Genomic DNA, 18,252 nt, shown 5'->3' on the forward strand with positions numbered 1-18,252 from the left:
CCCTTTCTCTCAGTGTGTGTTAAAAGACTACGTATTTCGGGGCAAGCTCAAATCAATGGGTATACACTAACATCAAAAATTATCCGCTTGTTAGACAGTTGTTTCTTTTCAGTTTGGGATAATATCAATTATTCTACATAGCATCGATTATCGTTCAATAACTGGTGGCAGCTTGCCACACAAAAAAGTAAACTTTGTAAACTACAGACAATTTGTTGTGGTAAGCCTTGAAACTCTAACCAATAAGCATCAATCCATTCTACGGAAGTTAGTCTTAGTAGATTGAGTCAAGCTTTCTAGACCAGTCGTTTTAATGAAATAAACTGCTTAGCAGACTAGAGTGTTCCCATGTTTATCGTAATCTACTGGGAACCAAGCTCATCTATGATTTTTATAAGAAATACAGGCTTGGAAAATATTAAAATTTATCAAAATTTGAGGCGGTTACTCTCACTAAAAGTCAACTCAAGAATCCATAGAATAAAAAATAACTTCTCAATAATTGCTCTTATTTTATACATATCCTCATGAATAAATCATTCAACATGATACTCATAAGGCAATATGCATTCTCGACCATACAAGAGCTCGGATCATAATGATATTTAGCTAGATGCTATGTAAGGCGAAGAGAGCCAGTTTTTCTTAAGATTAGTCTACTGAAGTATCTAATTATGTGAAATCAAGCGTCAAGGACTTCATTTTTGAGTTATCTTAATCTTCAACAGCGACAATCCTGCCTATATTTTCTATAGAATCACCAGTTATAAATCTCTTACCATGACGATTCTTGGGGAAAACTAACCGAGAGTATTTATCGCAATATATATGAATAGGTTGCTTAGAGAGAATGACTTAAAAACCAATTATTATCTAGATAATTTATAAATATATTCATATCACTTATTTTTTCACGCATCCAAAATTTAAAGTCTTAGTTCAAAATTACATTTCATTCACATATGTTTGCTTTTTCTGGGATACCATATTCCTTCAACAACTTAGCATATTCACCTTTGGCACAGAGTCGGTCTAACCCCTTATTGAAATCATCTCTAGGTTTTTCATTCTTAAATGCCATCTTGAATTTAGTAACAGGCAAAAAAATCTTGTGGATATCCACTTCATCCATTGAGTGTCCCTCCACAATAGTGAAATTCATAAAAATACTTTTATCAACTATTATGATAGAATCTGGATTTCTCCAGAAGTCTAAGACTTGATCCTCTGAGTTATCAGCCTCAACATAGTTTTTCCTGCCTGGCGCTCCAGGCGAGAACAGGCGCTTAAAATCTGGTCCGAGAGTAAGATGGGCTCCCTGCCAAACAATGAGATCATGCCCAACAAGATCATTCACACTATCTATCTTATAACCTTTATTTTTGTGACTAATCGCATAATTCACAAAACCGATATAGTATTTTGAGTAGTAGTACTTCTCTGGGCCACCATGTTCGATCGCATTTGCTTCTGCGTTTGCAATTCCCCTCCCAATTGCTTTTGGAATATCACCCCAGCTCATCTGTAAAAATGTTATTGAATATCCTGGAAGTGACTTTAGTATTACATCTACCTCGAGTCCGCGTTCCGCATTATTCCCCACATATGGTGGCGCATCCTCCTCAATCGCTACTTTAAGCTCTGACGCGGAAGTGAACAGTGCATAACCAAATAGAAAGGAAATCAAAACTAGCTGTTTTAATCCATTGTTTTGCATAACAATACTCAGAATGACACCGAAATTAGAATAAGTTAGATAGTAGATTAGGCTATGAAATAATACCTTATATGGTAATGGACACGGACTAGCGCCAAAATTCGCCCATAAGTCGAATATGATGTCAGTGATGCGTATAGATTGGTGGGCCTCTATAGATAATTAACCTGTGTGGAACCCGAAATTAAATATTAATCCCTTTTGGCATGAAAATCTTTTCAGCATCTTTGGTATTATTTACTCCTTCTAATAAATAAGCAGTAGTTGGGAACTTTAGGAGGGCTGCCTACTTCTTCCATCCTTCACGGATATTTGAAATTTTCCGTAGTAAGAGGCATTAAATTGAATCATCTTTAACGCAATCTTTTCCTTATCAAAGTTCCTGTTACTTTTATTCAATAGGAACTATATACCTAAACTTAAGTAAGTCATCGCCCATTTTGAACATTCTTCATAACTGGACATTCGCAGCCGCCCATTCCACACCACCAAAAGATTTATATTAGTCACCAAAATTCAGAATACTTTCCCAGATCAAACTCCTAAATAGAGTTAGATATTGCTCAGCATATATTATTAAATGCGCATTATCTGAAACCAAGCTGGCCAATGTAAAAAATACTGAAAAAATCTATTCGGCCATATCAAAGTCCTGTAATTGACAGAAAACCAAGCTAAAGAGGTGCCATCACATTTTAAAATAAAAAATTGATTGATAAATTATAAAAATAAACATAGAAACTATTCTAAAAATCGAAAGTGGATCCGCTTTCCTGATCGGTTTTAATTGGTGACAATTAAATTTCTTTATTTTGAAGAAACCGTTTTACACACTTTAAAATCATACTGTACTGTTGTCTGGCGTCTACAAATCGATTCTATTAAACATCAAATTGATGGGGTAGCAAGCAGAAGGGCGACGCTAAATATCAAGGGAATTGATTACAATCTATGACTTCAATATATTAATATTTATTTTTGAATAAAAAACCGACTCTTAAGCCGGTATCGTAAATTTACATACACCATCAAAATGATCAAAAATTGCCTGGGATTACTCATTTCATTATCAACGATGCCCCTCTTCTATTAATGATGGCTTGCTATGGTTGTAAATTAGTATAAAGAAATTTGGTTCAAAAATTAGCGTTCTCCAGCATCTACAAGTGCCTGATAAATACGATCAGGATAATCACCAATAATGCCGTCTACACCCAGTGAAATACTGCGCTCTATATGGTCTTCATCATTCACGGTCCACAGATCAACAAGTACCCCTTTTTTCTGGAAAAAACGCACATAGGGCTTAGTTGTAATGCTATATGGAAGCTGAGCAACATCAAACTTAGGCTTGAAAGCCCAACCGAACCCTGTGCTCCAGGCAAGACTTGCCTCAATAAGTTCACCTATGGTTGCACTGGTTCTAACCTCACCCCCGCTGATATCACGAAAATGATTCATTGCTTTGCTATGTTGGCTCGCAACGGTAACCTGCCCCTGCATCCGATAATCTGAAATAATCTGCCAAAGTATCTCTGAGAGCACTTTATCATTAGGTTTAATCTCTACATTGAATAAACCATCAGGATAACGCTCGAATAGTTCATTCAGTGTTAACAAAGTAAGCCCCTGATTTCGAAAGGGATAACTGTTACCATTATCACGAGTGAATTCATATCCTGCATCCAGGGATTTAATTTCACCTAAGGTCAAATCTTCAATTTTATCAGACACCCCTACATTGTCTTTGAGATCTGCATCATGATTAATAATGATGTAACGATCTTTTGATAAATGAACATCCAGCTCCAGGATATCTGCACCCTGTTCCATGGCCATATCAAATGCTAGGGAAGTACTTTGAGGGTACTCACCAGACGCCCCCCTGTGAGCAAGAATCTCTATAGCTAAGGCCTGATTACAGAAACCGACTCCTAAAGCAAGACAGGCAATGGCTTTTAACATTTTTTTCATTTAGAGAATTTCCTTTATTATTAAATTGGTACACCACTACATGAAATACAAATATACTACCAATCAAACCTGCTAGTTTATTGAATCTATGCTTTAGGTGTTTAATATTGCTCTATAACAAGAATCTAATAAACATATTTCCAATCTGGTTCAAATATTACTTGAACTAAAAAATTAGTGTGATGACAAAATACTTCTGTTACGCTCTAGAAGATTTACTAAAAATTAGCAGAATATTCTTAACTAACCTTAAACGCTAAATATTTATTCTTGTCATAAAAATTTAATTTAGATTGTAAAGGTTTAATCGACAGTTCACCTTAAATCTATATACTTAGTTTACGCAACAGTGATTCAGCCGAATAATCGGTACTAGCGCACATATTTTTCAGTAGATTGTTCTCAGCTCAATTAATTATCCTTTGCATTTGGGTTCGTTATCATCAAATTTAAGTTATTTTACTATTGGTCTTGCCCACTAAAAGTAGACACTCTAACTATGTATAGTTACGCTCATACTCTGCTGGACTTACATAGCCCAATGCAGAGTGCTTACGAACCCTATTGTAGAAAATCTCAATGTACTCAAACACCTCAGATTTTGCTTGCACTTCGCTTTCGAATGTTCCGGCATAGACCAGCTCGACTTTTAGCCTGCAAAAGAATGATTCCATTGCTGCATTATCCCAACAGTTAGCCTGGCGACTCATACTCGGCTTGCACTTGCTTTCAGACACGAGATCCTGGTATTTCTGCGATCGATATTGCACACCCCTGTCAGAGTGAACTATTAGTCCAGGCTTTATTTGTCCTCTCTCTAGAGCCATTTTCAGTGCTCGACGTGTCAATTCATCGGCCATCTGAGAGTCGAATGCCCAACCTACAATACGTCGAGAGTACAGATCCATAACTACCGCGAGGTACAACCACCGCTCCAGAACCCAGATATACGTAATGTCACTGGTCCAGCGGCAATTTGGTCGATCCACATCAAAGCAACTCCTAAGTAGGTTGGCGGCGACATTGATATTTCCCTCTACGGGCTGACCATATCGAAAGCCTTTTCCGTTTCTCGCTTTAATATGCTCCTGTTGCATAAGCACAACGACATAGTACCGTGAACGGCTCACCTATCTCTTGAAGCTCGCGAGTGATTCTAGGCGCTCCAAACCGATCTTTAAACTCAGCAAACGTCTCACGGATTTTCTCGATTGTTCGTATCTTTCTAATCGTGCGAGGAGGTGGCAACCGCCCTCACCATCGATAATAACCCGATCTTGAGAACTCTAAACACCGAGACATCAAGCTAGCCGGGAATGACCCTACATGCTCTTGTATCAGTGCGTACTTTACTCTCGGTGGTTCGCAAAGTACGCAGCTGCCTTTTTTAGAAATTCAACCTCCTGACGTGCTTCATGCAGTTCCTTCTTGAGCTTGCGAACTTCAGCGCTTTCCTGTTTGGAATAGTTGACGCCGCCTAAACTATTGAACTGCTTATCAGACAGTCGATTAAATTGACGACGCCAATTGTAGATCTGCTGTGCGCTGACGCCTAGCTCTCGTGCCACGGAGGCCGTTGTTGCTCCAGGCTTTTCCGCTCTCTTAACTGCTTCTCTACGGAACTCCTCCGTATACGCCTGAGTTCTTTTCTTACCCATGATACACCTCCGTGTTAGGACTAAACCTAACTATACAGGGTGTCTACTAAACGTGGGTAAGTCTTTCATTTAACGCCTAGAGTATGCGGCGGACCGCGTGAAGCGTGGGCCGTCCGATGGAAGCGACGCAGTGACTGGAACGAACATCACTCTCTTGTAAAGTAGCTTCTATTCTAACCACCCCTCCCATTTTTCATTGGCCTTTTGATGCGATGTAATGCCTGAATTTAGGGCTGAATGGAAAGCTTCGGCTTGTTCCAACTCGAAGCCCGCACCTTCAAAATTGAGTATTTTTATACTGCCAATGAGTTTAAATGGCTTTGGATGAAACATTTGGTATAGCTGGATAGGCTCACTTAGCCCCTGCGCCCATGCTTTGATTAGATATACATCCTGCTTTGAGCCATCTTCCAGGGTTACAAGACCCTCTTGTGCATATGCCCAAACATCAACAATATGTTGATGCTTTTCTATTGCCTCGTGGGCTAAGTCAACAGCACGTTGCTGAGTTTCGGCTTCAAAGTTCTGAAGCTCTCTATTTTCTCCTGATTGGAAAATCACATATGGAACCATTAACTCTCCATCTTGCCCACTACCGATATAGGCGCTATGGGCAAGAATGAGTCCTACTATGTTTCCTATTAGTTCAATATTCATCATTTCTTCATTCGCCACTTAATATCGCTTTCAGGCAACAATTGCATTTAGGCTCGAAGAGCCGTTAATTGGTCCGCTGCAAAGCTTTGTTATTTTTATAGCGATCTAATTCTTGTTACTTTAATTTTTCCTGATAAGTGTTGTACGCCAGATCTACCGCAGTTAGACGGATCAATTCCAATTTCCACTTCAGAATCACTTCTCTGTGCTGCAAGAAGAAGTGAAAGGGCAAGCTCAACATTTGAGTTCTCAGGATCCAAACTATACGTGTCTTGGCAGTCGTTTGGATTGACTATATCTCCTGAAGTACGGAAAAGAACGAAACCATCTTTATAGCCAGCAATTATCTCGACAACCTTAACTGGCCCACTCCAGTCATTGGCACTTGCCGAAAAAGATAAAAAAAGAATTAAAGATAATAAGTATTTCACAATACCTCCTTAGTAAAAATAACGCCTTGCTAAGGCGCGTTTTAGTAGTTGATTTATTTTGTACTATTTAAGCACAAGATAGAGCGAAGTAAAAAACGTCCTTCTTGAGCAACTTATTAGTCGCATACTCTCTAATTTTTGACCAAACTCGTATCAAGTGATACAATACCGCCTTTAAGCCAAAATTCAATTTCTTTATTAGGATACTCAAACTCTTTGTAAGCACCATCTTCGCAGCTTAATTTAAGATTAGGGTATTTAGACCGCAATCCTGTCTCACTAAGCCCAGCGGGAAATGAGCCCTCAAGTAAGACTTCTTTAGAGGTAATATTAATTTCCCCCAAATTTCCTGTTATCTTTTGACTCAAAGTAGAGTTCCAACCCTGGATTCGGATATAGCCAAATCTCTGAACTGACCCCATCTTTGAAATTTCTATTTTTTATTCCAGCAGGCTCGCCAAATTTATCTTTAGCCTTCGCTAGGGATGCTCCAAAACTGACGCAATTCAGACCTAGTAGTGGTTCAATATTCATAGGCAACTATCGCTGAAAGTACCTGTGGAAAAATCAGAGTGAATCGGAGGTTTTGACGTCGGGTGCCTTTGCTTATTAGGCGCACCATCATTTACCAAAATACTCATCTATCTTTTTCATTTCTTTTTTCGTTGATTCTATATTTATAGATGAATAACAAGAGCAACCTCCGGTATACAAATATTCACTGTCCTGCGCCCAAACAAAAGCTAAAAATTCATATTCCAGCGTTGGAGCAGGATTCCCACAACTGCCAGATTCTCCTATTTCTATCATAACGAAGTATTCTTTTAAATCTGCATCCCCTTTCCAGAATTTAATTACTTCAACCTTAGTCTTCCAGTATTCACTACGTCCAGTTTCTATCTTCTCGCGACTTAATGTCTTTACATGAACTAAGGCTTCATGCGAACGGATGCGGGCTTCTAGCGATGTATCGTCAACAAACAAGAACATGCTAACGCACCTGAACTTGAAAACATCAATATTATGAACAGCAATCCTTTATTCATTGTTTCTACCTTCGCATAACGCCGCATTCAGCCGCAGCTAAAATTGTGGGACTTTTGTGGTATAAGCGCAGCGGTCAAAAAAGGTACACAGCTTCGGATGTGGTACTGCAACGCCTTGTTATGAATTACTATTGACCAACCCCTGTAATTTCGGCCAATTTCTCTTCAGTACATGTTTCATTAACTGTTCCTGACCCTGTACTAGGGGTATACCATAAAGTTACTGGTTTTGACTGTGCATGCGCTGACAGTATATTCGAAAGCATGGCTTTTCCAGCTTCCGTATCAGATTTAAACCTAAAATCTTCTGAATACCAATCGCACGTATCCTCAGGAGGGTTAGCTACCTTCAAGTAGGTAAATCCATTATTTTTTGTATGAACCCTCTGTATATCGATACCTTCAATATAGGCAGAATATACATTACCAGAAAAAAGAAAAATAATTGGTAATAAAAATAATTTATTCATAATCGTCAACTTCTCCAACGCTTTTAGCATGGGCGCAGCTTTAGCTACGTCCCATGCCTAAACTTGTTACATTATTCTCATTTGGTATTTTAAAAGTAAACTTAATTTTTTTAATGGAGCCATTCTCGTTATCAATTTTTGAAGAATCAACGAGCAATGTTGGAATTGAATTCAGAGCCGCTTGATCAAGATGCTCAAATTTCGAAGACTCGAAAATCTTACTTTTTGTAATTATTCCATTTTTATCAATTGTAAGTTCGACCCCGACGCTTCCTTCTTCTTTTAACATCATAGATGCCCAAGGATAAACAAGCTTGCCAGGTTCGGCCAAAAACGAAAATTTAACTTCAGTAATATAAGGATCCTTTGCATCGTGAAGCTTTCCTTGTTTATGGCAAATAGTTGAACCAAAAATGCAGGTGCATGTATATAAGTAATGCACAATAAAAGCAAAAACTATTGAAGCAACACCAAGAAAAGCGTGTTTTTTCTTGAATCCAGATCCCTTATTTGGTGGTGTTATTTGACTTTCTGTCCATTTATCCATGATTTCTACTACTTTGAGATGTAACTTCCCGCACAGGGGCAGACAAATAGGCGCAGCGTTTTGGCTATCCCAGAGACCGAAGGGAGCGATTGCTGCGTCTTGTTATAAATCATTTGTAGAAACTGTAGTACCACAATGTATGCAACCTATCCTACCTGAAAACCAGTGGAGTACAACGGACGACCAGCTTTTGTGTATAGAGGCAGGATGAACCCCATGCTTACCCTGAAAGGTTAAACACTTGTTGCAATTCGGGCAACGTACCCAAAACGCCAATACAAAGTGAATGATTGCAAACGAGAAGAAACCGCCAAAGATCGTATAGTAGACGGGCATCTCATAAGTAACGTCGAAGTAGCCAAGAACAAAGGATGCAATCATACCTCCAAGAAATAACCAAGCTATATATGTAGCTATCGCATTCAGCTTTCCGAGCACAAAACTCTCCAAGATTTATAACAGTTTATTAAAGAGCCAGTGGCTCACTATCCATTTGGCCACTAGTTCTGGGAGGGAGCTTCCAAGCTCCACAGAAGAGCCTTTATTTGCAGTAGGTTTTAGACTTTTGTTCAAATAGTAGCCAGATATAGTGAGCCATCAGCTCAAGTCGCCTAGTTCGACCTCCCGCTCTTGAACACATTTTACCCATAATTAAATCAATAAGTTAGGGGGACTTTCTATAGATGTAAGCCATGGCTCTATAATTCGGGCTTTCGCACCGGCAATACGCCCACTTCAATACTGAAAACCACAGCCAGTATCACCCACTCGGTATCGCCATAGCCGCAAAAGAACTATGCACAGCCGGGCGGTTGGCCACCTCGACAATACAACTCGCTACTAAATCAGCAGCATGATCGGCGACGTTTACCGGCTGGTCTGCATCAGACTGCAGAGTTTTGGTGGCTACATAAACGCTGGACATCAGATCTCCGGCGCCATCAGTCTGTACATTGTTCTGATCATCAATAACGGCAATGGAGCATTTTAGCACCGCAACAGCCTGAGCTTCATTATTAGTGGACTCTATGGTCTAGGTTACCGTTGCGCGCACAATAGTGCCAGCGCTGTGGCCGTCGTCCATGGTGTAGACAGCGGCAGCAGACAGTATCTGCCCGGCACCGGCAGTAAACATTTTCAGTTTGCTTTCGTTGAAAGCCTGCTCAAGCTTTTGCCGCTGTTTTGCGTGCTTAGCTTCCAGTAGGGTAAGTTTTCGCTCATAGTCATCATGAGCTATCAGCTTGGTGGCGAATGCCTGTTGTAGCAGGGCTATTTCATCATCCTGCTGCACCTGCAGTTGTTCCATCTCAGTGAGCCAGGAAAGCTGCAGGGTTTCCAGGCGGGCCACAATACTCTAGCGTTCCGCTTCGGTGAGTCCATCTGCGCCGGCTTGACTACCATCAACTTCACCATTCTCCGAGCGCGCCTGTTCTTCAGCCAGGGCCATTTGGTAGCGTGCCTTCTCGCGCTCGACATACTCAGCCCGCAACGCCTCAGTAGATTCGAAACCTCGCTTACTAAGTTCCTGTTCAGAAATTTGTAACGCCGCAATTTGTTGCAATCGCAGCTCATAGTCGAGTTTAATCTTGCCGCTCTAGTCGACCAGAAATTGATCCAGCTGATTCAACTGCAGAGAGCCCGCATCCTGTAGACGCTTAAACTCTGCCGCGGCCTAATCCCGCTCTGCTTGCTCGCTGGTTGCCGCTGATGCTTCTGCCGCTTTTTTCTGCTCGTCTCGCCGCGCCATTGCCGCTTTTAGATCAGCGTCTTTAATTTCCTGTAGTTGTATACGGTATTTTTCTACCCAATATCTTTGTTTTTCCATTTTTGCCGCTTCACATTGAGCCGTCGCTTTCTCCAATTCCTTTTGATGCCACAAATACTTCTCCGGCAGCTCGAAATATTTATCCGCATTCTTCTCGGCTTCCGTTGGCATCAACACAGTACGCCACCAGCTCACTACATCGGCGACAAAACCAACACTCTTGGAGGCCTCCTCGGTCCTGCCCATTGCCTCCAGAAACTCTTGCCAGTTCTGGCTTAGAGTTTCGACCTGGCCGGCGAGTCCGCCCGCCTCATCAGAGCCAGCCCCGCCTACCTGTTGTGCCAGCTTGGCCAGGATGAAGCGCTGCGCTTCGGCCACTTGGCCGCTCGCCTGCATGGTCCTGATCTGTCCTTTTTCTGTCTCGGCAAACGAGACACCAGATCGTTTCAGTGCTGTCAGGCCGCTTGCTGGGTCTTCCAGCGCCTTACCAAGTTGAAGCGCTGTACTCTTAGCATCGCCACCCATTACTGCTGCCAGGTCTTGCGATAGCACAATGGCTTGGTCGAACACGTCGGTTTGCACTGACTTAAAGGTAAGCAACACACCCTGCGCATCGGAGATACCGGAAACGCTCGCCAGGGTATTGCGAGCCACCGAGCGCGTGCTCACCTAACTCCTGTGTAGTGCATCCACTGGCGTTGCCTGTGGCCCTTAACAGCGCCTCAATTAGGCATAAAAAAACCCGCGAGAGCGGGTTTGGTGTTTTAAATACGACAGGGCAGTAATGTAATAATTATCTTTTAAAAAATAATTTTAAATTCATATCCACAATACCCCGCGCATCAATCTAAGCAAATAATGCTTTCAAAGGGCTAGCCAGCATAAGCAGCATGACTAACTAGGCTACCGAGTCTAGTAATTAACAAGAACAACCCTGTCTATTTCAGGAGCACAGCCAGAGATTTGTTTGATAATGAGCTTGACCCTCTTCCCGGAGGCAAATGAAGTGAGAAGTGTTGAAGATGTAACCTCATAATTTGGATGGGTTAAAGGTAAATAAAATCTGCGCCCATCATTACATATAGAATAATCCGAAGAGACTTTCGCCAAAACCACATTTACGCCGCCACGATCTGGATAAAACTCTTGAATATTATCAGGTGCAAGCCATTTAGTAGTCTCTGCACTTACAGAAATTGAAATACTACCCAAAAGAAAAAATGTAGAAAAAGTTTTCATATAACCTCAGCTAACCATATACTGTTAGCAATTAAAAAATATATTACATATACCGATATTATTAAGACTCTAACCACACATTAACAATCTCACATTCTGCCGTCCCATGACCTGTGACATCTGGCAAATCAGTTTTCGTATTGTAATAAAAACCAACCTTCAGTGATGCAGCTTTAGCAGTGAGAAGTAACGATAACAATGAGCTATCATCACTTGAAAAGCGTATTCTCGCAGAATTACTACCCATGAAACATTCATCATTTTCAAGCTTGTTTTTAAACTGGACAAAACTAGCTTTATTCATTTTATTACTACTGACCAGAACCCAATCTACACTGTTGTGACGCGAAATCCCTGCCAGCGCTACAGTCGGCATAAGGAATATAGTAAGCAATAAAAATTTTATACCCGTTGAGAACCCTTTTTCATTAACATTTAATTTCACGTTTATCATAGCCTCTAATTGTCCATCTATTTTTTTGGCGCAATGCTACCACAGCCAGAATTACAGGACTAAAAATAATTCAGTTATTAAATTCAAACACTTCATCCTGGAGCACCAAAGCGTATCGGATTATCATACAAGCCCGCTTAAACAGCAATCACGCTTCCTCTGTTTAGTCCGAAAGGAAGCGGTCACTAACACGTCTTCGGTACGGATAGTATTGAGCACACAGACCTTACCGCTAACACTCATACACAACATCCGGGCGGCATACTCTGCGATTTCCTATGTCGTAATCATCACGCAGAGCCTGTTGGCCGCTATCGTCCTCTTTCCAGATCAAGGTAATAGAGACCTCGCCAGCATCATGTAAGCCGGAAGAGTCGTAATCCATTTAATCGCTGATGCCATCAATCGGCGTCATCTCAACAGAACCGCGCAACTCTTCACCGGGGTCGATATCCAACATGCCAGTCACTGGCTAATAAGAACTGCCATCATCGCTGCGGGAAAATTTTGTTTTGTAACATTCTGGGTTTGACTGAGTAGGAATAAGTCACAGGTTTTGCCCGGGGTCGCGTCATCTTGGAGGACACTCACAATATCTGCAGCCGCTTGATCCAGTGCGGCATACATATCGCCATCGCTCTTTACTACCACGGCAATAGTCAGATCCAGCTACCTACTGGTGCGCCATGCATTTCGTATTCAGTGTTTTCGATTATAAAGCCCACCACAATGGATGGCAGTTTTAATGAATCAATTTCTTCTGTGATGCCAGAGGGTGGGAGTGTGTAGCCGTATAGAGTTTACTGCCTGTTTAAAACCATATTGCGGATGTGTGATGCGTAGGGTCATTGGAATTACTCCGGGAATTTTGGGCATAAAAAACCCGCTATTGCGGGTTTCAGTATATATGGCAGAAAACAGCTTTCTTATATTATTTTCAGCAACCAGCTGAAATTCAAAAATATTACATATCTAGAATAGATTACTTAAGATTTACAATTTACGCTCATTCATTTCAGTATAGCTTCTAACTACCATAACCAATTAATACTATTAGTACCACCGCCTTGATTCAATCCTTTAGTAGCACAACTATTACAAATGTTATTGATAGCTTTACCATAGCTCGCAGAACTTTTAAACCAAACCCCTGCCCCTTTATTTTTTAGCGAAAAAATATTTCCAGATATAATGCCCTTATCCGAATGAACAACAACACTATTAAAACCAAAAGATCCTGAAGTGTTAATAAATGTATTATTAGAAATATTATAATGATCTGAGCCACTAAATAGCTGCACACCAAATACAGACTGACTAGATGTATGGTGCCCATACATCAAATTATCTTTAATACTTACTTGAGCAACTTTATCAAGCCAAACACAACCAATTTTACAATTAAGATGAGAGTTTGATAAGTTTAACTGTGGCTCAACAGCGGAGTTCGCAAATTTTAGACCATAATTAACAAATACAAGATTGCTTTCTGAGATATAAAGCCCCTCATGATTCGTCACATCTATCGCAATATTGGTATAGTAAATCTCAGCCTCTTCGATTGTAACCTGGACAGAGTGACCACTCCCCCTCATCCATATCCCCCTACTACTCAATGGAGTATTTGTACTATTCTTTACTTGACCAGAAAAATAATATCCATCTATGTGGACTCCTAGAGCAGTGTCAATTATTAAGCCAGTATTCCAGCCACTATTAGTTGCTCCTGTGTAACCTGACAACTCTACATCACGAACTATAACTTTGGGCCTAGTTCTTGGCTGAATATGATCATTAACAATGCTATTTTTCCCATTATACTGATAAGCGCTACCAGAATTTGATGACTTAGTAAATAAAGTAAGCCCTTGAATTACAGCGGCTTTGTGCTTCCCAGAAGGTGGCTCAACATAAATACCATTGGAACCAGATGCCCATACAAGCTTAGAAACTCCAATTCCATCCCCTTTTATAGAAAGGGTATCACCTTTAAAATTCAATCTGGCAGATAGATTAAACTCGCCCGCAGGGACGTAAACAATAGAATCAGAATTCTCAATCGCTCTATGAAAGGCAGCAGTATCATCAATACCATCGTTCGGAATGGCACCATAGTCTATAACATTATTTGAAGCTACTGCTTTGACACCAAAAAAATCAAAAATATAGCTAAAAAACACCTAAATTCCATCTATTATCTCCATGCATTTATATCGCTCGAGATATTATCAGACCAAAAGTATCGCCGCCATGTGAATCACTTATAAAACTAAAAGAATTTAATAAAACTAATGGCACGAACGTTTCGCTTTGAGCTTAAAACAATTAAGTGGTTAACAAATCCTCGAACTTCAGGAGCCAAAACTTACTCCTCATTTGATAAACCTAGGGGACAAAAAAACATGAAAAAGAGTTTAGATATAAATAGATTCAGCTGTCGATTGTTACCGCCATGAATGTCGTGACCAGCTTTTTCGGTAGTAAAGCCCAGCCCAATAGCCGATAGCCTTTTTTGAATCTATATCTTCTGTGGTCCCAAGGGGTGGGAATGTATAGCCGGATAGGGTTTGTAGCTTGCTTTGTACGGCATCGCGTATTGTTATGCGTTGGGTCATTAGGGGTCGCTCCAGGAGTTTCGGGCATAAAAAAACCCGCTAGTGCGGGTTCAGATATCGATAGCACAGCAGCGCCTTGTAACCGAAGTACCTTTTCTGTGATGACTAGAAAAATTTAAAGGGAGATCCTATTTTAGAGCCCATTTAGATATAACTATCATCACAAAAACCAGCTACATTCACCCTAAAAATATTTTTTTTCATGTCTTATTGCTTCATATGTAAAATTGGGCTTCTCCCAATATTCATAAAGAGGAATTCCACTTCTATCGTAGATCATTTTTTTTAACATTCTATGTCTTATTGAAAGAGCTCCAACATTATGAATCCAAACACCATTTTCAAAAACAGTAAAAACTTTCTTTCTATCACCAGGAGGTCCATATATGCATTCTCCCAATACAAACTTACACTCACCCAACCCACTAACTTTAAATATGTTTGGGCTCTGTTTTTTGTCAAGAAAATGCCTTACGCCATTGATATAGGCATACTTTGAATCACTACCTGAGTAATCAAACCTCTCCTGATCTCCAACTCTCCCCGTATATACAAAGCTCCCTCTAGTAAAGCTGGGCTTCTTTTTGACACTACTAACTTTGAAAGTCCACCCTATCTCTTTCTGAATATTTTCAATATCACTAGAATTTTCTGGCGTGAGTATTTTATCTTGATTTTCCAGCAAAATTCTTTCTGCGACAGCCGTATTGGCCGGCACTTCAAAATCAATTGAAATCGGCGCAAACACTTCACAAGATTCTAACTTATCGAAATAATCCATTAGAGCAGGAAGTGCCTGATCCATATATTTCTCCTCGTCTACCAATCCAAATTCGGGTTTTGGTAATTTACCTGAAGAGTCTTTAGCCCATTCAACACAAGAGCAAAATTCATTCTCACCTTGATTTTTGCAGTCATTCGCATAAGAAAAGAGATTCCTTATAGGAAACTTATTATATGAAGTATCTTTTTTTGCAAGATAAGTATTAACAATTTCTTTTTGATTGTAAGTCGCACACGAAGTTACAAGCAAGCAAGAAAGAATCATTATGATTCCATATTTAAGTTTACTCATATTCAACCTTTAGCGTACCTGTAGGGTGAACAGTTAAAGGTAAGCTAAGTTCAATAACTTGTGCAGGTTTACCAAGTGGTAGATAACCGTCAATACTTCCCATTTTCTGACCTTCATATTTAGAGGAAGCAATAATAATAAACTTGTGAGGACCCATTTCCTTAAATTCACCTGCAACCGTCATAGACTGCAAACCTGACCGATGCAACTCAACTTGTTTGCCAGAAGGGCTAACTAAGTATACTTCTGATAGCACTGCCCATTTCCTCAAACCTAAGCAATCACACATGGCGTGAAGCACTAAAGAGAATTCCGTCTCTTTAGCACCCTCAACTTCTACCACTTCAAAATAATCTGTATGTTCACCTCTTTTTAGCCGAGGTGATAGACCTTCGCTAATTTCTATTTGAAGCGAATCCCCTCTACTAAGCTTTAACATGGAAGGAACTTCTGAGGCAGCTGAGTCTAAACTTGTGTAGACTTCTGAAATAGCTAACTGTCTTTTTTCTTTGATTAGCCCACATCCTGATAGAAAGACTGCCAAAGTTACTACTATTAGTTTCAAAATTTTTTTCATGTAATTCCTACTTTAATAAATTGAAAACTTGACGCTCAATATAAAATCTAGAAAGAGAGCTACTCTAAACCAAAACTTCTCCCGCCCCTAATCGCGGAAAAACCAAGCAAGCTATTTAAATGACTTCACCTAATGCAATATTAAGAGTGTAAAATTATGGTAGCTTATTTAAAACTCAACATTTTCGCTGACTTATATCTTTTAGGGAATATTTTAAAAAAATTAAACTAACCAATTAGATCGATTGAAACCGCTGACAAACAATCAGTATCATCCGTATAACTATAAACATCAACTCGCTTGCCAGAAACTAAAGCTGTCGTTGCTAGCGTAAAAGTTCGTTGAAATACTCCTTCAGTCCCTGCATTAGCAAGCTGAAATTTTACCTTTCCTGAACACTTATCTGTACCTGATGAATACCATACCCAAAAAGCATCTGCATTCTGTGAAGTTGCTGATACTTTTGTCACTGTAGCACCCGTAGTAATATATCCTGCACCAGCAAATGAATTCATCGAAATAAACATCAATACTAGAACCAAATACTTTTTCATTTATCCCTCTTCGCTAATATAAAACTTTACTGGAAGCTTGCTTTTGGTGACAATTATCCACAGTTGTAACTGCTATCTCGGCAAATTTCCATTCGTTATTTTAAACAATTCTATAAATTTCAGCCACAGTAATCAGATATTCCCTGCTGATCTGCCAGCTTGGACTACCCATCCCTCTGTACCCGCCGCACAACCCCATCATCCTCCAACAGCTGACGCACTTTGAATTTCTGCCGATTAAGGTTAATCATAGCTTCGACGCTATGAGCTCCTACCTCACTCACTAGTAAGCTGAACTCAATGCGTTGTACCCGCACCCGCTCTTTAGAAAATCCATCAAGGTCCTTCTCGCAAATCACTCGGCACTCTATAGACTCACCACCGCTACCGTCTGTATAGGTAGCGGGCTTATCCAATTTGCGAAACGCGCGCTCCGCGGCTCTTTGGTCCAGGTCCATAAATCACCTAGGCTTTTACCGTGCCTGGTACGCCGGTAAACTTCACTCCAACACTGGTAACACCATCCTCTGCGGCGAAGGCAGTGTGACCGGTGATATCGCCGCTTGCAGCTGTAGCTGTAGCTGTAGCTGTAGCTGTAGCATCATCAAAGGCTTCTGCGGAAACATCCCAGGTAAGGGTTTGCCCCTGGCCAATCACTACCCCGGTTACCTTTGGCACCATGAATACGCCTTCAATGGCGACGATCCCGCTCGCTCCAATCGCAATATTGTCAAGGGCCACCGCCGATGGCCACTACTTGGCCGTAAGCGATAGCTGCGCTGGTGTTATTGGTTTAATCCAGCATGCACCCGTCTTGTACAAAATTAGTAGCCATTTCTTTTCCCCGCCTGGGTTAGAGCTACTGCAATAAAAAGGCCGCAATAAGTGGCCCTTTTCGGATTCTTTCAAGCTGAGTTGGATAATAGGTTTTAGGGAGTTTCACTATACCTTTTGCGTCCCAGGCTTTGGTGACGGCGTCAAGGCGCACTTTGAGTTCCACCCCGTCGATATTCGAGCCGTTTTGCTGTTCCAGTACTGGGGCCTACTGGCCGTCCAAGTAGAGCACTTCGATAGTGTCGTGCGCTACCGGGTCAGCATTGACGTACCAGCTATTGTGCCCGCAAAGGCGACCATCGGAGATCATGCTGGCAATATTGCGCATGCTGTCGGGTACAGTGTTGGATTTCTCAGAAACACCTACTTCAAACTCTGACTCCGAGGCAACCTTTGCGGCACTCTCATCGGCAATATCACACAGCAGGAATTTGGGGTGGATATTCAAGATAGCTGTGCGCTCTTCTCCCCGGATACGAAAGGCCACATTATTTAGGGCTACAGAGCTGGCATAAGGGAGTTGACGCTGCAGATCAGCAGAAGCACGATCAAATACTGAGGTATCCAGGCTAACACTGACTTTCATCAGAGTTTTCCCTACAGCCTTTCCTATATTTTTTATCTATTGTGATTGTAGTA

The 18,252-nt window shown here is 40.8% G+C and carries 25 protein-coding genes; all 25 read right to left on the reverse strand.

Annotation, left to right across the window (positions count from 1 at the left end; translation table 11 throughout):
• Positions 1-952: 952 nt before the first annotated feature.
• Positions 953-1,717 (reverse strand): substrate-binding periplasmic protein, encoded by a 765-nt coding sequence (locus P3339_RS18620; RefSeq protein WP_282951511.1) that lies wholly within the window; start codon positions 1,715-1,717, stop codon positions 953-955.
• 1,143 nt (positions 1,718-2,860) lie between these two features.
• Positions 2,861-3,691 (reverse strand): glycerophosphodiester phosphodiesterase family protein, encoded by an 831-nt coding sequence (locus tag P3339_RS18625; protein ID WP_282951512.1) that lies wholly within the window; start codon positions 3,689-3,691, stop codon positions 2,861-2,863.
• Between the two features lie 497 nt (positions 3,692-4,188).
• On the reverse strand, positions 4,189-4,821 hold the full coding sequence (locus P3339_RS18630; protein WP_282951513.1) for an IS3 family transposase: 633 nt from the start codon (positions 4,819-4,821) through the stop codon (positions 4,189-4,191).
• Positions 4,822-5,040: 219 nt separating this feature from the next.
• Entirely contained in the window at positions 5,041-5,349 is a 309-nt protein-coding gene (locus P3339_RS18635) for a transposase (RefSeq protein WP_282951339.1), read from the reverse strand.
• A 168-nt stretch (positions 5,350-5,517) separates the two neighbouring features.
• Positions 5,518-6,024: a hypothetical protein gene (locus P3339_RS18640; protein WP_282951514.1), complete on the reverse strand. Its 507-nt coding sequence runs from the start codon at positions 6,022-6,024 to the stop codon at positions 5,518-5,520.
• A gap of 77 nt (positions 6,025-6,101) precedes the next feature.
• Positions 6,102-6,437 carry a hypothetical protein gene (locus P3339_RS18645; protein ID WP_282951515.1) on the reverse strand — a complete coding sequence of 112 codons (336 nt, stop codon included), beginning with the start codon at positions 6,435-6,437 and terminating at the stop codon, positions 6,102-6,104.
• Between the two features lie 131 nt (positions 6,438-6,568).
• Positions 6,569-6,805 (reverse strand): hypothetical protein, encoded by a 237-nt coding sequence (locus P3339_RS18650; protein WP_282951516.1) that lies wholly within the window; start codon positions 6,803-6,805, stop codon positions 6,569-6,571.
• Positions 6,806-7,058: 253 nt separating this feature from the next.
• Positions 7,059-7,427, reverse strand: coding sequence for a hypothetical protein (locus tag P3339_RS18655; RefSeq protein ID WP_282951517.1), 369 nt, complete (start codon positions 7,425-7,427; stop codon positions 7,059-7,061).
• A 184-nt stretch (positions 7,428-7,611) separates the two neighbouring features.
• Positions 7,612-7,953 (reverse strand): hypothetical protein, encoded by a 342-nt coding sequence (locus P3339_RS18660; RefSeq protein WP_282951518.1) that lies wholly within the window; start codon positions 7,951-7,953, stop codon positions 7,612-7,614.
• 40 nt (positions 7,954-7,993) lie between these two features.
• The gene (locus P3339_RS18665) at positions 7,994-8,500 is read right to left on the reverse strand and encodes an energy transducer TonB (protein ID WP_282951519.1); all 507 of its coding nucleotides are present in this window, start codon (positions 8,498-8,500) and stop codon (positions 7,994-7,996) included.
• 760 nt (positions 8,501-9,260) lie between these two features.
• Positions 9,261-9,494 (reverse strand): hypothetical protein, encoded by a 234-nt coding sequence (locus P3339_RS18670; protein WP_282951520.1) that lies wholly within the window; start codon positions 9,492-9,494, stop codon positions 9,261-9,263.
• Positions 9,495-9,533: 39 nt separating this feature from the next.
• On the reverse strand, positions 9,534-9,848 hold the full coding sequence (locus P3339_RS18675) for a hypothetical protein (RefSeq protein WP_282951521.1): 315 nt from the start codon (positions 9,846-9,848) through the stop codon (positions 9,534-9,536).
• Between the two features lie 6 nt (positions 9,849-9,854).
• Entirely contained in the window at positions 9,855-10,061 is a 207-nt protein-coding gene (locus P3339_RS18680; protein WP_282951522.1) for a hypothetical protein, read from the reverse strand.
• Positions 10,062-10,172: 111 nt separating this feature from the next.
• Positions 10,173-10,934 (reverse strand): hypothetical protein, encoded by a 762-nt coding sequence (locus P3339_RS18685; RefSeq protein ID WP_282951523.1) that lies wholly within the window; start codon positions 10,932-10,934, stop codon positions 10,173-10,175.
• A 243-nt stretch (positions 10,935-11,177) separates the two neighbouring features.
• Positions 11,178-11,504: a hypothetical protein gene (locus P3339_RS18690; RefSeq protein ID WP_282951524.1), complete on the reverse strand. Its 327-nt coding sequence runs from the start codon at positions 11,502-11,504 to the stop codon at positions 11,178-11,180.
• Positions 11,505-11,565: 61 nt separating this feature from the next.
• Positions 11,566-11,949 (reverse strand): hypothetical protein, encoded by a 384-nt coding sequence (locus P3339_RS18695; protein ID WP_282951525.1) that lies wholly within the window; start codon positions 11,947-11,949, stop codon positions 11,566-11,568.
• 241 nt (positions 11,950-12,190) lie between these two features.
• Positions 12,191-12,343, reverse strand: coding sequence for a phage tail protein (locus P3339_RS18700; protein ID WP_282951526.1), 153 nt, complete (start codon positions 12,341-12,343; stop codon positions 12,191-12,193).
• 80 nt (positions 12,344-12,423) lie between these two features.
• On the reverse strand, positions 12,424-12,609 hold the full coding sequence (locus tag P3339_RS18705) for a hypothetical protein (RefSeq protein WP_282951527.1): 186 nt from the start codon (positions 12,607-12,609) through the stop codon (positions 12,424-12,426).
• Between the two features lie 380 nt (positions 12,610-12,989).
• Complete coding sequence (locus P3339_RS18710; RefSeq protein WP_282951528.1) at positions 12,990-14,138, reverse strand: glycosyl hydrolase family 28-related protein; 1,149 nt, start codon at positions 14,136-14,138, stop codon at positions 12,990-12,992.
• A gap of 619 nt (positions 14,139-14,757) precedes the next feature.
• A complete protein-coding gene (locus tag P3339_RS18715) occupies positions 14,758-15,648 on the reverse strand; it encodes a hypothetical protein (RefSeq protein ID WP_282951529.1) in 891 nt (296 codons plus the stop codon).
• On the reverse strand, positions 15,641-16,225 hold the full coding sequence (locus tag P3339_RS18720; protein WP_282951530.1) for a hypothetical protein: 585 nt from the start codon (positions 16,223-16,225) through the stop codon (positions 15,641-15,643). Before P3339_RS18720 ends, P3339_RS18715 begins: the two co-directional genes overlap by 8 nt.
• 227 nt (positions 16,226-16,452) lie before the next feature.
• The gene (locus P3339_RS18725) at positions 16,453-16,779 is read right to left on the reverse strand and encodes a DUF5992 family protein (protein ID WP_282951531.1); all 327 of its coding nucleotides are present in this window, start codon (positions 16,777-16,779) and stop codon (positions 16,453-16,455) included.
• 164 nt (positions 16,780-16,943) lie between these two features.
• Positions 16,944-17,237 carry a head-tail joining protein gene (locus tag P3339_RS18730; protein WP_282951532.1) on the reverse strand — a complete coding sequence of 98 codons (294 nt, stop codon included), beginning with the start codon at positions 17,235-17,237 and terminating at the stop codon, positions 16,944-16,946.
• Positions 17,238-17,244: 7 nt separating this feature from the next.
• Positions 17,245-17,520 (reverse strand): DUF2190 family protein, encoded by a 276-nt coding sequence (locus P3339_RS18735; RefSeq protein ID WP_282951533.1) that lies wholly within the window; start codon positions 17,518-17,520, stop codon positions 17,245-17,247.
• 301 nt (positions 17,521-17,821) lie between these two features.
• Complete coding sequence (locus P3339_RS18740) at positions 17,822-18,199, reverse strand: hypothetical protein (protein ID WP_282951534.1); 378 nt, start codon at positions 18,197-18,199, stop codon at positions 17,822-17,824.
• Positions 18,200-18,252: the final 53 nt, after the last annotated feature.

Source organism: Microbulbifer sp. MLAF003 (assembly GCF_030012965.1).
In the GTDB taxonomy this organism is placed as follows: domain Bacteria; phylum Pseudomonadota; class Gammaproteobacteria; order Pseudomonadales; family Cellvibrionaceae; genus Microbulbifer; species Microbulbifer variabilis.

Coding starts and splice junctions, on each gene's coding strand:
- P3339_RS18740 (WP_282951534.1), bottom strand. CDS start 18,199: ATGAAAGTCAGTGTTAGCCTGGATACCTCAGTATTTGATCGTGCTTCT.
- P3339_RS18700 (WP_282951526.1), bottom strand. CDS start 12,343: ATGGATTACGACTCTTCCGGCTTACATGATGCTGGCGAGGTCTCTATT.
- P3339_RS18720 (WP_282951530.1), bottom strand. CDS start 16,225: ATGAAAAAAATTTTGAAACTAATAGTAGTAACTTTGGCAGTCTTTCTA.
- P3339_RS18655 (WP_282951517.1), bottom strand. CDS start 7,427: ATGTTCTTGTTTGTTGACGATACATCGCTAGAAGCCCGCATCCGTTCG.
- P3339_RS18635 (WP_282951339.1), bottom strand. CDS start 5,349: ATGGGTAAGAAAAGAACTCAGGCGTATACGGAGGAGTTCCGTAGAGAA.
- P3339_RS18665 (WP_282951519.1), bottom strand. CDS start 8,500: ATGGATAAATGGACAGAAAGTCAAATAACACCACCAAATAAGGGATCT.
- P3339_RS18660 (WP_282951518.1), bottom strand. CDS start 7,953: ATGAATAAATTATTTTTATTACCAATTATTTTTCTTTTTTCTGGTAAT.
- P3339_RS18620 (WP_282951511.1), bottom strand. CDS start 1,717: ATGCAAAACAATGGATTAAAACAGCTAGTTTTGATTTCCTTTCTATTT.
- P3339_RS18690 (WP_282951524.1), bottom strand. CDS start 11,504: ATGAAAACTTTTTCTACATTTTTTCTTTTGGGTAGTATTTCAATTTCT.
- P3339_RS18715 (WP_282951529.1), bottom strand. CDS start 15,648: ATGAGTAAACTTAAATATGGAATCATAATGATTCTTTCTTGCTTGCTT.
- P3339_RS18725 (WP_282951531.1), bottom strand. CDS start 16,779: ATGAAAAAGTATTTGGTTCTAGTATTGATGTTTATTTCGATGAATTCA.
- P3339_RS18730 (WP_282951532.1), bottom strand. CDS start 17,237: ATGGACCTGGACCAAAGAGCCGCGGAGCGCGCGTTTCGCAAATTGGAT.
- P3339_RS18625 (WP_282951512.1), bottom strand. CDS start 3,691: ATGAAAAAAATGTTAAAAGCCATTGCCTGTCTTGCTTTAGGAGTCGGT.